Source organism: Streptomyces sp. NBC_00388, assembly GCF_036061255.1.
GTDB lineage: Bacteria > Actinomycetota > Actinomycetes > Streptomycetales > Streptomycetaceae > Streptomyces.
Genome location: NZ_CP107948.1, coordinates 6,047,289 through 6,059,963, shown reverse-complemented (window position 1 = coordinate 6,059,963; position 12,675 = coordinate 6,047,289). Strand labels below are relative to the sequence as shown.

The window sequence follows — 12,675 nt, the reverse complement described above, 5'->3', positions numbered from 1 at the left end:
CGGGGTCAGCCCTTGACTGCGCCCGTGAGGACGCCCTTGGCGAAGTGCTTCTGCAGGAACGGGTAGACCAGCAGGATCGGCACGAGCGCGATGATCAGCACGGCCATCTGGAGGGAGATCGATGGCGGCAGCACATTCACTCCGAGCGCGTGGGCGTTGATCGTCTCGCCCTGGACGACATACGAGCGCAGGATGACCTGGAGCGGGTACTTTCCCGAATCGTTCATGAACAGCAGGGCGTTGAAGAAGCTGTTCCAGTAACTGACCGCGTAGAAAAGGCCAGCCACGGCTATGACTGCCTTGGACAGCGGCAGCACGATGCGCCGGAGAATGGCCAGTTCACCCGCGCCGTCAAGCCGTGCGGCCTCGTACAGCTCGGTGGGTATTCCCTGGAAGAACGCCCGCACCACGATCACGTTGAACACATTCAGCAGTACCGGCAGGATCAGCGACGCATAGCTGTCGAGCAGACCGAGCTGCTGCACCACGAGATACGTGGGGATGATGCCCGGCGCGAAGAGAAAGGTGCCGAGCACGATCAGCAGGATGGGCTTGCCCATCAGCATGCCGGGCCGCGAGAGGCCGTAGGCCAGCGTGATCGTGCAGAGCAGGCTGAGCGCGGTGCCGATCAGGGTGATCCCGATACTCACCAGCGTCGCCCGTGTGACCACGCCGCCCTGGAGCAGCACGCTGTACGCCTGGAACGTCGGGTGGTGCGGGATGAGGACGTAACCGCCGCGCGCCTCCAGCTCCTTCTGGCCGGCCAGGCTGGTGCCCAGCGCCAGCAGGAACGGGTACGTCACCATGACCACGATCAGCGCGAGCGCGAGTGCCTTGGCGCCCTGGCCGAACCAGCTGGGGCGTTCCATCCACGGCGGCCGCTGCCCCCCGGCCCGCAGCCGGGCCAGGTAGTTCTCCCGCTTCGGAGCGTTCGGAGCGACTGATGACGTCATCGGTAGACCCCCTGCTCACCGAAGCGGTGGGCCAGCTTGTTCGCCGCGATGATCAGCCCGAGGCCGATCACGCCCTTCATCAGCCCCGCGGCCGTGCTCATGCCCCAGTCCCCGTCGATCACCCCGTGGTAGTAGACGTAGGTGTCGAGCACTTCCGACGCGTCGGGTCCGACCGCGTCCCGCTGGAGCAGCATCTGCTCGAAACCGACCGAGAGGATGTCGCCGAGGCGCAGGATCAGCATCATGATGATCACCGGCCGGATCCCGGGAAGGGTGACGTGCCACATGCGCCGCCAGGTGCCCGCCCCGTCCATCGCGGCCGACTCGTACTGCGTCATGTCGATGGAGGCCATCGCGGCGAGGAAGATGATCGCGCCGTAGCCGCAGTCCTTCCAGATCATCTCCGAGGTGACGAGCACCTTGAAGGTGTCGGGGTTGCTCATGATGTTGCCGACCGCGAGGCCGTGGTTCTGCAGCAGGCTGGTGACCGTGCCGGTGCCGCCGAAGACCTGCTGGAACATCGCCACGACCACGACCCAGGACAGGAAATGCGGGAGGTACACGACGGTCTGGACGAGCCGCCTGACCTTCTCCCCGACCAGGGAGTTGAGCAGCAGCGCCAGGGCGATGGGGGCCGGGAAGTAGAGGATCAGCTGGAGGACGGTGATCTCCAGCGTGTTGCGCACGGCGGACCAGAACGCGGGCTGGGCGAGGAGCTCGGTGAAGTTCTGGAAGCCGACGAACGGGCTCGACTTGAAGCCGAGGAACGGCTGGTAGTCCTGGAACGCGACGACGTTGCCCGCCAGCGGCAGGTAGAAGAAGACCGCGAAGTACAGGACGCCCGGCACACAGAGCAGCAGAAGCATGCGGTCGCGCCGGAACCGCTGGCGGAACGACTTCTGCCCGGGAGGGCGTGCAGCCGGAGTCACGACAGGGGAGGGCGGCTTGCCGTCAGGGGCTTCCGGCTGGAATGGGGCCGGACGGGGCGAAGTGGGCACAGCGGCCGACACAGTCACCTCCGCTAGAGGGTGGTCAGGGAGCGCAGACCTGCCGAACCCCGGTGCAAAAGCGGAATCTGGTGTTCTGGCCTGCAAGATGCACTGATCCTGCACTGCCTTCCATAGAATGACAAGACCTGCTCGAAAAAACCTTTGTTAGTGCAGTTGCGAGCAAACTTCGCGCACCATTCGAGCATGGGGCCCACCCGCCCCCGGCCTCATCGGCCGATGGCGACAGCGGTACGGATCAGTCCGTCCTGGACGGTCCAGCTCCCCTCGAACCCGGTGACCCGCTCCCCCGACAGCACAGGCCCCGGCACCAGCAGCCGGGCGGTGAACGTGCCCGTCCCCGGGTCCGGCGTGATCACGGCCTCGTCGAAGCCGAGCCACCGGCCGGTGACCGGGTACCAGGCCTTGTACACACTCTCCTTGGCGCTGAAGAGCAGCCGGTCCCAGCAGATGTCCGGGCGGCGGGCCGACAGCAGCGGGAGGTTGCGCCGCTCCTCGGCCACCGTGACCAGCCCCAGCTCCCCCTCGCCCGGCATCGGCAGGTGGGGCTCGGCGTCCAGGCCGAGCGACACGACGTCCTCGGCGCGGGCCACCGCGGCGGCGCGGTAGCCGGCGCAGTGCGTCATGGCACCGACGGTACCGGCGGGCCACAGCGGCTCGCCCCGCCCGCCGCGCAGGATGGCGGCGGGTTCCACACCGAGCTGGGCCAGCGCCGCGCGGGCGCAGGCACGCGCCGTCGCGAACTCGGCCCTGCGACCGGCCACCACGCCGGCTACCAGCCGCTCCTCCCCGGGGAAGAGCGGGGGCGGATCGGCGGGGTCGCCGTACGACTCGACGAGCACGACCGGGCCGGGCAGCGCCCCCTGCGCGCCCGGCAGTGACGGCCCGAACCGGCCCGTCCGCAGACCCGGTCCCGGGGTCTCCCCCGGCTGCCCTTTCGTCCCGGTCATACCCTCAACCCATGCGCGAGCAATGAGAGCTGGCGGTCGTAGAGCCGCGCGAGATCGCCGGCGCCGCCGCCCTCGGCCCAGTGCCGGACGACCGTGGCGAAGACGGCGGTGATCGCCGCGGCCGCGCAGCGCACCTCCAGGTCACCCAGCGGGCGGCCCGTCCGCTCCACGATCAGCTCGGCGACGGCGTCCTGGCTGCGCAGCTGCTCCTCCACCGCCCGGATCCGGATGGCCGGCACGGTGAGGGCGAGCCGGATCCTGAACAGCAGCTCCTCCCGGTCGGCGTCCAGGAGCCCGGCCAGCGACCCGGTGAGCGCGTGCCGGATCGCGTCCACGACCGGTTCACCGGCCGGCCGGGACCGCAGCGCCGCGGAGACCATGGGGGCGTACTCGTCGTCGAGGACCACGTCCTCCTTGGTGGGGAAGTACCGGAAGAAGGTACTGGGAGAGACCTCGGCCGCCCCGGCGATGCGCTCGACCGTCGTCGCCGCGTACCCGTGCTCGGCGAAGAGGCGGTATGCCTCGCGCCGGATGGCCTGCCGGGTCTTCAGCTTCTTGCGCTCGCGCAGCCCGGGGGCGGGCGGTGCGGAGGGGGCCGGGGTCTCCCTGGGACTCATACCGGTGATTCTCCGTGCCCGGCCACCGGCCCGGCCACCTCGGGCTGCCCTTCCGGGGCGCCGCAGCCCATCCGGCCCGACGGGGGACGCGTCACGGGGGCACGGGGGCCCTCCCCCGTACCCCCGCGCCCGTACGCCGTACCGTGCCTGAGGCCTCAGCGCTGAGTGCTCACGCCTCAGGCCTCAGTGGTCATGCCTCAGTGCAGAGCGAACTTCTGTGCGGCCGAGCCGTTGCAGTCCCAGATCCGCAGCCGGGTTCCGTTGCCGGTCGCACCGTTGGGCGAGTCCAGGCAGCGGCCGGACTGCGGGTTGAGCAGCGATCCGTCGGACTGCTGCTTCCACACCTGGCCGCCGACGCCGTTGCAGCTCCACAGCTCGACCTCGGTGCCGTTGGCCGTGCCGTTCCCGTTGATGTCCAGGCAGCGGCCGATGGTGCTGAGCGACCCGTTGGTGTGGTGCGTCCAGAACTGGTCCTCGGCGTACGACTGGCAGTTCCAGAGCTGGACCGCCGTCCCGTTCACCCCGGTGTCGTCCGCCGCCACGTCGACACACTGGCTTCCGGGGCCGGTGATCGTCCCCTGCGGGCCGTTGGGCACATTGGTCTGGCCCGAGTAGCCGACCGAGACGATGTTCGCCTGGACCGCGTTCTCGGCCGCGTCGGTCGGATAGCCGGAGACCATCACGCCCTCGAAGAACGTGCCCATGTTCCGGTTGCTGTTGTCCCCGCCGGTCCCCAGGATGATGCCGCCCTCCTGCTGCATCGGCCGGTAGCCGCTCCGCGTCGGAAGGGCCCCGTCCCACTGGGTTCTGAGCCCGCCGGACTGCGAATTGCCCCCCTTGAGCGCGTAGGTCGTCTGCCCGTTGTTCTTGAGCATGGCGGTGACATAGGTGCTGTTGTTACCCGTGTTGGCGGTGTTGGATCCGTTGTCGCCCTGGAACATGCCGTTCTCCATGTCGGCCTCGACCCACGGCCCCGAGCCGGTGCACGGCGCGAAGTAGCAGGTGGTGGCGATGGATACGGCGTCCATGTGACCGTTGCCGGTGTCGGCCGGGGTGCTCTCGGCATTGCCGTAGTCGAAGCAGCAGTCGGAGCCGACATGGGTCCCGCTGGCCACCATGTAGGCGCCCTCGGCCTGCCCGTTGACCGCGGTGCCGGACGCCGCACCGCTGGAACGGTAGCCGACTCCCGGCGAGATCCAGATGCCGTACGCCTTGTGACCGCCTGCCGTGACCGAGAGCTCGGCCGCGTCCGCCCCGCGGTCGGCCGCGCCTGCGGTGCCCGCGGGTCCGGGGTTGAGGTCGTTGTGCCGCGAGGTCTGGTCGTAGACCTTCGTGATGGCACAGGTGCTGTCCCCGCAGAACGTGTCCTGCTGGGCGGCGTTGGCGTATCCGCCCTGGGTCAGCAGTCCGATGTCGGCGGTGGCCCCGTCCGAGGCGCGAGTGACCCGGTACAGGGGCCCGTTGTATGACGAGAAGAGGGCGCGCACCGTGCTGTGCGCGGCGACACAGGGGGTGTTGGCGGCCCCGTAGATGTCGCACGGCAGCGAGCCGGCGGCCTGTGCCGCGCCGGGGAGGGCGGTCAGGGCTCCGAGGACGAGCCCGACGGCCGCGACACCGGAGAGCAGGGCCCGCCAGTACCGATGGCCTGGCCGGACCGCGATCTTCTGGACGACTCCCGCAACGGCAGATCTGGTTCTGCGCATGGCGTGCTCCTGAAATGGGGGGGATGGAGCTCCAACTGGCCTGCACGGCAAGCACGTTCACGCTGCCGGGCGACTCGATCGGAAGTTACGCCCGCTGGTCGATTGCGTCAATGTTTGTTGCTTTTATTTTCTTGAGCGCGACGCGTTGTGGGAATTTGTTGCTTCCGTGCTGCCGGCGATCGGCCCCGGCCCGCAGACCGGCCGCACGGTCCGCACCCGGCCCGCCCGGGCGCACAGCAAGGAGCGGACGGCGCCGCGATCGGCTCCGTCCGCTCCCTCACCTTGCGGGCCGCCCCGTCCGGCAGGACGGAGCGGGCCCGTGACTCTCAGCCCGCGTCCGGCGCCAGCCGCAGCGAGATGGAGTTGATGCAGTACCGCTGGTCGGTCGGTGTCGGATAGCCCTCACCCTCGAAGACATGCCCGAGGTGCGAGCCGCACTTCGCGCACCGCACCTCGATCCGGCGCATCCCGTGCGAGCGGTCCTCGATCAGCTCGACCGCGTCCGTGTCCTTCGGGTCGTAGAAGGACGGCCAGCCGCAGTGCGACGCGAATTTGGTATCCGAGCGGAAGAGCTCGGAGCCGCAGGCGCGGCACGCGTAGACACCGGTCGTCTCGGTGTCCGTGTACTCCCCGGCGAAAGCGGGCTCCGTGCCGGCCTTGCGCAGCACCGCGTACTCCGCTTCGGACAGCTCCGCCCGCCACTGCTCGTCCGGCTTCTCGATGTCGTACGGCATGGCGCTCCCTCAGCTCGACAGGTGTTCCAGGATCTGCGGGCCGAGGTCGGTGACGTCGCCCGCTCCCATGGTGAGAACGAGATCACCGGGCTTCGCCATTCCCGCGACCGTCCCGGCGACCTGATCCTTGTCGTGCACGGCGGTGACATCGGCGCCGGCCGCGCGGGCGGCGCCGATGATCAGCTCGCTGGTGATGCCCGGGATCGGGTCCTCGCGGGCCGGGTAGATGTCCAGGACGACCGAGGCGTCGGCGAGCCGCAGCGCCTGGCCCATCTCGGTTCCCAGCTCCTGGGTACGCGAGAACAGGTGGGGCTGGAAGACGACCAGGATCCGCGCGTCGCCGACCGCTCCGCGCATGGCTTCGAGGTCGGCGGTCATCTCGGTCGGGTGGTGGGCGTACGAGTCGACGACCTGGACCCCTGCCGCTTCGCCCTTGAGCTGGAGACGGCGCTTGACGCCGGTGTACTTGCCGAGCGCGGAGGCCAGGTTGTGCGCCGGGATACCGAGGGCGACACCGGCGGCCAGGGCGGCGACCGCGTTGTGGGCGTAGTGCCGTCCGGGTACGGAGACGGTGAAGGTCAGGAACTTCCCGTTGAGCAGGACCGTGACCTCGCTGGTCAGGCCGCGCGGGGTGACCTTGTGGACGCGCACGTCGGCCGTGCCGGACTCGCCGTAGGTGACGACCTTCAGCGTGGAGAGGTCGCGGACCCTGGCGGTCAGCTCGACCGCACCCGGCTGGTCGGCGTTGATCACCAGGGTGCCACCGGGGACGACCTTGCCCACGAACGTCTCGAAGGAGTCGTAGATCTCCTCCATCGAGGCGTAGTTGGCGTGGTGGTCCAGCTCGACGTTGAGGACGACGGCGACATCGGGGTCGTACTTCTGGAAGCTGCGGTCGCTCTCGTCGGCCTCCGCGACGAAGATGTCGCCCGCGCCGTGCCGGGCATTGGTGCCGGGGCCCGCGAGGTCGCCGCCGATGGCGTACGCCGGGTCGAGGGCGAGCTCGGTCAGGGCCACGGCCAGCATCGAGGTGGTCGTCGTCTTGCCGTGCGTACCGGCCACCGCGATCGAGCGCAGCCCCCGCATCAGCGCGGCCAGCGCGTCCGAGCGGTGCACCACGGGGATGGACAGCTCCGCGGCGCGGAGCAGCTCCGGGTTGTCCTCGCGGATGGCGCTGGAGACGACCACACAGGTCGCGTCGTCCGCCAGATGGCCGGCCGCGTGGCCCACGTGCACCGTCACGCCGAGCCCCCGCAGCGCCTCGGCGGCCGGCGAGTCACGGGCGTCGCTGCCCGCGACCCGCGCCCCGCGCTCGGCGAGGATCTTCGCGATGCCCGACATCCCGGCGCCGCCGATGCCGATGAAGTGCGGTCGGTCCATGGCGGTCGGGCTACCGGGTGCCATACGGGTGTCTCCCCAAGCTGTACGTCTGCGGAATGGAAGCCCCAGCCTATTCGCTGTGCGCGAAGAGCTTGAGCACCGGTACGCCGACCTTGTGGCGGGCCCGCGAGGCCCAGTCCCGGTGGAAGAACTCCTCCACGTAGTGCGGTGCGGTGAGGACGATCACCTCATCGGCCGAGTGCTCCCCCACCACGGACTGCAGCACATCGAGCGGCTGCTTCTCGACGACCCGGCCCGCCGCCTCGCAGCCCGCGGACCGCAGCGCCTCCAGTGACTGCAGGAGGGCGGACTCCGCCGGAATCCTGGCCTCCGTCCCCTCCGGCACCTCGTTCTCCCGGCCCGCCTCGTCCAGCTCACCGAGGGCCACATCGTCGATCGCCCGGAGCAGGAAGTCCGCCTGGTCGCCCCGGGGCTGCATGAGCACGACGAAGGAGACCCGCTCCTCCCCGTGCAGCGTGGTCACGAATTCCACGTCCTCGGACGACAGCGGCTTCTCGATCATCAATACGCTCGTGAACAACTGAGGGCCCTTCTGCTGAAACCATCCTTCCCCGTGCCCGCACGGGGTCTGCGTACTAAGTCTGCCCACTGAACAGAAAGCGGAACGGAAGATTCCGCAGATTGTCAGATCCGAAGGTATCGGGCGAAAAGGAACCCGGCCTCTTCGAGCAGCGCGGCCAGCGCGAACCGGTCGGGCACCGTGAGCCCCGGGCCGCCGACGATCCGCTGGGCGTCACCCGATGTGAGCACCGGTGAGAGCGTCAGACACAGCTCGTCCAGTACCCCCGCCGCCACGAACTGACCGAGCATCCGCGGTCCGCCCTCGGTCAGCAGCCGCCGGAATCCGAGACCCGCCAGCTCGCGCACCGCCCTGGCCGGATCCACCGCGCTCGCGTCCCCGGCGATCACGATCCGCGCACCCGCCCGACGCGCCGCTTCCAGCCGGTCGGCCGGGGCCCCGGCGCCGGTGACCACCAGGGTCGGCACGAGCGGGGCGGTGAACAGCGGAAGCGAGAAGTCCAGCTCCAGACTCGCGCTGACCACGGCGATCGCGGGGGCGGGGCCCTGTCCTGCCGCCTCGCGCCGGGCCGCGAAGGCGTCCCGCGCACGCGCCGGCCGGTACCCCTCCCGGCGGGCCGTCTCCGCACCGACCACCACCACGTCGGCCAGCCCCCGCAGCGTGCCGAAGATCCGCATGTCCGTCTCGGTCGAGATCGGCTGCGAGCGCCCGTCGTGCTGGGCCGCGCCGTCGAGGGACGAGACCATGTTGGCGCGCAGCCACGCTCGGCCCGTACCGGTTCCGGCGGGATACGCGTAAGCGTCGGCGAGCTCGTCGAGGCTCCACTCGCGAGCAGCCCCGTCCGGGCCGTCCTTACCGGGGTCAGCAGTTGTCCGGTCGGTCACAGGGAGCAGGCGTCGCATGTCAGGCAGTGTGGCACGGCCCTTACCCTGGGAACGTGTCGACGCCCATAGCTGAAGTGGTCCCCCAGTCCCTGTGCGCCCGCGAGCCTCGCGTCCCCGCCGACCGTCTGGTCGCGGAGATGGTGCCGCCGCCGCGCTTCGACTCGGTCCGCTTCGATACCTACGTACCGGACCCGAACCAGCCGAGCCAGAGCGAGGCGGTGACCGTGCTCAGCTCGTTCGCCGCAGGACTCGGCGGGGCGACGGCGGGCGGGACGGGCCGCAAGCGCTGGTTCGGCGGCCGCAAGCCCGCCGCGCCCACGGGGCCGCGCGGTGTCTATCTCGACGGCGGCTACGGCGTCGGCAAGACCCACCTCCTCGCCTCGCTCTGGCACGCGACGCCCGCCCCCGCCGAGCACAAGGCGTTCGGCACCTTCGTCGAACTCACCAACCTGGTCGGCGCGCTGGGCTTCCAGCAGACCGTCCGCACGCTGAGCAGCCACCGGCTGCTCTGCATCGACGAGTTCGAGCTGGACGACCCGGGCGATACCGTCCTGGTCTCCTCCCTGCTCAGCAGGCTGGTCGAAGCGGGCGTCGCGCTCGCCGCCACCTCCAACACGCTGCCCGGCAAGCTCGGTGAGGGGCGGTTCGCCGCAGCCGACTTCCTGCGGGAGATCCAGGGGCTCTCGGCCCACTTCCGGCCCCTGCGGATCGACGGCGACGACTACCGCCACCGCGGTCTGCCCGAGGCCCCCGCGCCCTACGACGACGAGCAGGTCACCAAGGCCGCGTACGCGACCGCCGGAGCCTCGCTCGACCCCTTCCCCGCGCTCCTCGACCATGTCGCACGGATCCATCCGAGCCGCTACGGCGCCCTGACCGAGGACATCACCGCGGTCTGCCTCACCGGAGTGCGCCCGGTGGACGACCAGTCGACGGCGCTGCGTCTGGTCGTACTCGCGGACCGGCTCTACGACCGCGAGGTCCCGGTTCTCGCCTCCGGACTCCCGTTCGACCAGCTGTTCAGCGACGAGATGCTGAACGGCGGATACCGGAAGAAGTACTTCCGGGCGATCTCCCGGCTGACGGCGCTGGCACGCGACGCGAAGCCGCTGGTGCGCCAGTAGCTTGGGAGAACGCCACCAGAAGGGAATCATCATGGCCACCACGCGTGTCGCTCATACGGTCTGGGAGGGCGAGCTCTTCAAGGGCTCGGGCACCGTCACCTTCGACACCTCGGGCATCGGCGACTACCCGGTCACCTGGGCCTCCCGCGCCGAGACGGCGAACGGCAGGACCAGCCCGGAGGAGCTCATCGCGGCGGCCCACTCCAGCTGCTTCTCGATGGCCCTGTCGAACGGCCTGACCGGCGCGGGCAAGCCGCCCACCAGGCTGACCACGCAGGCGGAGGTCACCTTCCAGCCGGGCGACGGCATCACCGGCATCCACCTGACCGTGTCCGGGGAGGTCCCCGGCATCGACGCGGACGGATTCACCGCGGCCGCCGAGGACGCCAAGGCCAACTGCCCGGTCAGCCAGGCCCTCACCGGTACGAGGATCACGCTCACCGCCACGCTGGGCTGACCCGTGCGGCCGGCCGGCCCGCACCCGGCCGGCCCCCTCAGCCGGAACAGGCGTTCCGGCCTGCCTCCTGCCACTCGCAGACGGGACAGAGCGTCGCACCGCGCGTCGACTCCGGGTACTCGGTCGGTGCGCGGCACAGCACGCACTCGGCGTACGGAGGGCCGCCCGGCGTGGCGGCGGGTGCGGCCGGGGCGTCGCAGTAGGACTCGTCCATGGGTACGAGCCTACTCAGCCCCGCCGGGCGCCCGCCTCAGTGCTGCTGGGCTTTCTCGGGCCTGGCCTCGCTGGGCCGTACGATCACGAACCCCTCGCCCTGGAGCATCAGCTGGACGGCCTCGCCCGAACCGCCGCGGATCATCGAGCCGATCGACTGCGAGCGGTGCAGCGAGGTCTGCAGATGCGCGGACCAGCCGACGATGGCGTCCGTGTCGACGTAGACCGGCTGCTGCGGGGTCACCGGGATGACGAGGGGGTTGCCCTCGCAGATCAGACCGAGCTTGCCGTGCCCGGTGAAGAGGCTGTTGAAGAGCCCTCCGCCGGTGATACCCGAACCCTTCACCGTCTTGATCTCATAGGACAGGGTGGAGTCGAAGCACAGCACGTTGCGGCCGTTGATGGTGAGCGCGTCGCCCTGCTCCACATCGACGATGAAGCAGTTTGCCGCCTCGTGCGCGAACCAGGCCTCGCCCTGCCCGGTGACGGACATCAGCGGCAGGCCCTCGCCGGTGACGGCCCGCTTGAGCATGCCGCCTATGCCCTGGCCCTTGCGCTCGAACTGGAGGTTCCCGCGGAAAGCGATCATGGCGCCCTGCCGGGCGAGCATGTCCCCGTTGACGGCGTACTTGATCGATTTGGCGTTCTCCAGGGTCATGCCGGGGGCCGTCGCCTGCTGTGCCATGTTCTCGGTCCTGAACAGATCGCTCTTCATGGAGGCATCCTCACCCGGAAGATCCCCCTCCGCCAAGAAGCCGCAGAACTCCGCCGGGAATGCGCGGGGATGGCGCCGGGAGCGGGCTGGCAGACTGGGGCGGGTGAGCAGCAACGACAGCCCTTTCCGCGCGGAGCCCACGGCACGCGACGAGGCCCCGCAGTTCGTCCTCCCGCTGGTGGTCCACCTGGAGAAGACCGACCCCCCGGCCCGTACGGACGCTCTGGAGACCGCGGCGCGTGCGGTGCTCGTGATGCTGTCGGACGAGCGCTCGCTGGATGACGGCGAGTGGGCGCAGGCGATGCGGGACTGGGAGGACGCCCGGATCCGCAAGGTCGTGCGCCGGGCGCGCGGCGCCGAGTGGCGCAAGGCGTCGCAGCTGCCGGGCAGCACCGTGACGGGGATGGCCGCCGAGGTGCGGGTCTACCCGCCGGTACCGCTGGACGGCTGGCCCAAGGAGCTGGCGAAGCTCCAGGTCAGCGGTACCGATCTGGAGGACACCGGGCCGCTGCCCGCGCCCGACCCCGGCTCACCGGTCATCTGGCTCAACCCCGGACTGGAGATGTCGGCGGGCAAGTCCATGGCGCAGACCGGGCACGGCGCGCAGCTCGCCTGGTGGGAGCTCTCGGGCTCCGAGCGGGTCGCGTGGCGGGCCGCGCGTTTCCCGCTGTCGGTGCGCACGGCGGAACCCGGGCAGTGGAAGGAGCTGACCGCGAGCGGTCTGCCCGCTGTGCTGGACGCCGGGTTCACCGAGATCGCACCCGGCTCCTGCACCGTGGTCGTCGAAGGGGGCGGCCGTTTCTGCCCGCTCCCGCGCGAGCGGCGGGCCTGAGGGCTGTCCCGTAATTCCTGGTGGATCAGCGCGCGGCGTCGGACGCGGCGCCCCGCGAGGCGGAGGGGCGTTCGCGCACTGGATGTATCCGGGCGTTCCGACGACGCGGCGATGTGCCTCAGCTGTCGTCACGCCCGGCCCGGAGTGCGCGCCCGAGGGCTGTTCCATGATCCCTGGGGGGGCGGCACGACGACAGCTGAACCCCGCGCCGGTGGGCTCGGCGTTCACCCTCCGCCGGACTGCAGGTCGGGCGCGTCGGGATCGGCGGACTTGCGGGGCCTGACCGAGGTGTCCGACATCGCGTCGCCGGTGCCGGCCGGCCGGTCCGACGGGCCGCCCGACGGGTGCTCCGAACCGGTGTCGCGTGACCCCTTCGCGCCCCGCTCCGCCTGCGGTTCTTCCCTGTGTTCGGCACCTCGTGCGTCGGCCATGGACTCCACTTCCCTGCTCGTGTCCCCGTTTCCATGGTCTCTCCCGCCGAAGGGGCCCGCATCCGCTCCGGGAACCTCAAATGAAGCTCTGAACGTCCCACCGGATGGATTCACCGCGGCCCCGCGGGGTCATC

Annotated in this window: 15 protein-coding genes; 3 read left to right on the top strand and 12 right to left on the bottom strand. The window is 70.4% G+C overall.

The genetic code is table 11. The features are described from left to right. Window positions 1-5 precede the first annotated feature (5 nt). The 9 genes from OG917_RS27000 to OG917_RS26960 form a co-directional block, all read right to left on the bottom strand. Entirely contained in the window at window positions 6-953 is a 948-nt protein-coding gene (locus OG917_RS27000; protein WP_443059023.1) for a carbohydrate ABC transporter permease, read from the bottom strand. Continuing rightward, window positions 950-1,882, bottom strand: coding sequence for an ABC transporter permease (locus OG917_RS26995; RefSeq protein ID WP_328320441.1), 933 nt, complete (start codon window positions 1,880-1,882; stop codon window positions 950-952). Before OG917_RS26995 ends, OG917_RS27000 begins: the two co-directional genes overlap by 4 nt. Before the next feature lie 287 nt (window positions 1,883-2,169). Further along, the gene (locus OG917_RS26990) at window positions 2,170-2,910 is read right to left on the bottom strand and encodes a 4'-phosphopantetheinyl transferase family protein (protein ID WP_328320440.1); all 741 of its coding nucleotides are present in this window, start codon (window positions 2,908-2,910) and stop codon (window positions 2,170-2,172) included. Beyond that, a complete protein-coding gene (locus OG917_RS26985; protein ID WP_328320439.1) occupies window positions 2,907-3,527 on the bottom strand; it encodes an acyl-CoA-like ligand-binding transcription factor in 621 nt (206 codons plus the stop codon). Before OG917_RS26985 ends, OG917_RS26990 begins: the two co-directional genes overlap by 4 nt. A 197-nt stretch (window positions 3,528-3,724) precedes the next feature. Next, the gene (locus OG917_RS26980) at window positions 3,725-5,230 is read right to left on the bottom strand and encodes an arabinofuranosidase catalytic domain-containing protein (RefSeq protein WP_328320437.1); all 1,506 of its coding nucleotides are present in this window, start codon (window positions 5,228-5,230) and stop codon (window positions 3,725-3,727) included. A 326-nt stretch (window positions 5,231-5,556) separates the two neighbouring features. Then, window positions 5,557-5,964 (bottom strand): peptide-methionine (R)-S-oxide reductase MsrB, encoded by a 408-nt coding sequence (gene msrB, locus OG917_RS26975; protein ID WP_328320435.1) that lies wholly within the window; start codon window positions 5,962-5,964, stop codon window positions 5,557-5,559. Between the two features lie 9 nt (window positions 5,965-5,973). Beyond that, on the bottom strand, window positions 5,974-7,368 hold the full coding sequence (gene murC / locus OG917_RS26970) for a UDP-N-acetylmuramate--L-alanine ligase (RefSeq protein WP_328320433.1): 1,395 nt from the start codon (window positions 7,366-7,368) through the stop codon (window positions 5,974-5,976). Window positions 7,369-7,414: 46 nt separating this feature from the next. Beyond that, on the bottom strand, window positions 7,415-7,885 hold the full coding sequence (locus tag OG917_RS26965; RefSeq protein WP_328320431.1) for an indole-3-glycerol phosphate synthase: 471 nt from the start codon (window positions 7,883-7,885) through the stop codon (window positions 7,415-7,417). Between the two features lie 104 nt (window positions 7,886-7,989). After that, window positions 7,990-8,787, bottom strand: a complete 798-nt coding sequence (locus OG917_RS26960) for a pyrimidine reductase family protein (RefSeq protein ID WP_328320429.1) — start codon at window positions 8,785-8,787, stop codon at window positions 7,990-7,992. 35 nt (window positions 8,788-8,822) lie between these two features. On the opposite strand from OG917_RS26960, the gene zapE reads away from it, so the two are divergent. Continuing rightward, window positions 8,823-9,893 (top strand): cell division protein ZapE, encoded by a 1,071-nt coding sequence (zapE, locus tag OG917_RS26955; protein WP_328320427.1) that lies wholly within the window; start codon window positions 8,823-8,825, stop codon window positions 9,891-9,893. A gap of 31 nt (window positions 9,894-9,924) precedes the next feature. After that, complete coding sequence (locus OG917_RS26950; RefSeq protein ID WP_328320425.1) at window positions 9,925-10,350, top strand: OsmC family protein; 426 nt, start codon at window positions 9,925-9,927, stop codon at window positions 10,348-10,350. Window positions 10,351-10,387: 37 nt separating this feature from the next. Here OG917_RS26950 and OG917_RS26945 read toward each other — a convergent pair whose 3' ends face one another. Both OG917_RS26945 and OG917_RS26940 read right to left on the bottom strand, forming a co-directional pair. Further along, complete coding sequence (locus OG917_RS26945; protein ID WP_328320423.1) at window positions 10,388-10,564, bottom strand: hypothetical protein; 177 nt, start codon at window positions 10,562-10,564, stop codon at window positions 10,388-10,390. A 36-nt stretch (window positions 10,565-10,600) separates the two neighbouring features. Next, window positions 10,601-11,278 (bottom strand): AIM24 family protein, encoded by a 678-nt coding sequence (locus OG917_RS26940; RefSeq protein ID WP_328320421.1) that lies wholly within the window; start codon window positions 11,276-11,278, stop codon window positions 10,601-10,603. A gap of 103 nt (window positions 11,279-11,381) precedes the next feature. Here OG917_RS26940 and OG917_RS26935 point away from each other — a divergent pair, with 103 nt between their 5' ends. Further along, a complete protein-coding gene (locus OG917_RS26935; RefSeq protein WP_328320419.1) occupies window positions 11,382-12,110 on the top strand; it encodes a peptidyl-tRNA hydrolase in 729 nt (242 codons plus the stop codon). Window positions 12,111-12,334: 224 nt separating this feature from the next. On the opposite strand, the gene OG917_RS26930 is transcribed toward OG917_RS26935, so the two are convergent. Next, window positions 12,335-12,541, bottom strand: a complete 207-nt coding sequence (locus OG917_RS26930; RefSeq protein ID WP_328320417.1) for a hypothetical protein — start codon at window positions 12,539-12,541, stop codon at window positions 12,335-12,337. Window positions 12,542-12,675 lie beyond the last annotated feature (134 nt).

Excerpts from the sequence above, each read along its gene's own strand:
- OG917_RS27000 (WP_443059023.1), bottom strand. The coding sequence starts at position 953 with ATGACGTCATCAGTCGCTCCGAACGCTCCGAAGCGGGAGAACTACCTG.
- OG917_RS26990 (WP_328320440.1), bottom strand. The coding sequence starts at position 2,910 with ATGACCGGGACGAAAGGGCAGCCGGGGGAGACCCCGGGACCGGGTCTG.
- OG917_RS26985 (WP_328320439.1), bottom strand. The coding sequence starts at position 3,527 with ATGAGTCCCAGGGAGACCCCGGCCCCCTCCGCACCGCCCGCCCCCGGG.
- OG917_RS26980 (WP_328320437.1), bottom strand. The coding sequence starts at position 5,230 with ATGCGCAGAACCAGATCTGCCGTTGCGGGAGTCGTCCAGAAGATCGCG.
- msrB (WP_328320435.1), bottom strand. The coding sequence starts at position 5,964 with ATGCCGTACGACATCGAGAAGCCGGACGAGCAGTGGCGGGCGGAGCTG.
- murC (WP_328320433.1), bottom strand. The coding sequence starts at position 7,368 with ATGGCACCCGGTAGCCCGACCGCCATGGACCGACCGCACTTCATCGGC.
- OG917_RS26960 (WP_328320429.1), bottom strand. The coding sequence starts at position 8,787 with ATGCGACGCCTGCTCCCTGTGACCGACCGGACAACTGCTGACCCCGGT.
- OG917_RS26950 (WP_328320425.1), top strand. The coding sequence starts at position 9,925 with ATGGCCACCACGCGTGTCGCTCATACGGTCTGGGAGGGCGAGCTCTTC.
- OG917_RS26945 (WP_328320423.1), bottom strand. The coding sequence starts at position 10,564 with ATGGACGAGTCCTACTGCGACGCCCCGGCCGCACCCGCCGCCACGCCG.
- OG917_RS26940 (WP_328320421.1), bottom strand. The coding sequence starts at position 11,278 with ATGAAGAGCGATCTGTTCAGGACCGAGAACATGGCACAGCAGGCGACG.
- OG917_RS26930 (WP_328320417.1), bottom strand. The coding sequence starts at position 12,541 with ATGGCCGACGCACGAGGTGCCGAACACAGGGAAGAACCGCAGGCGGAG.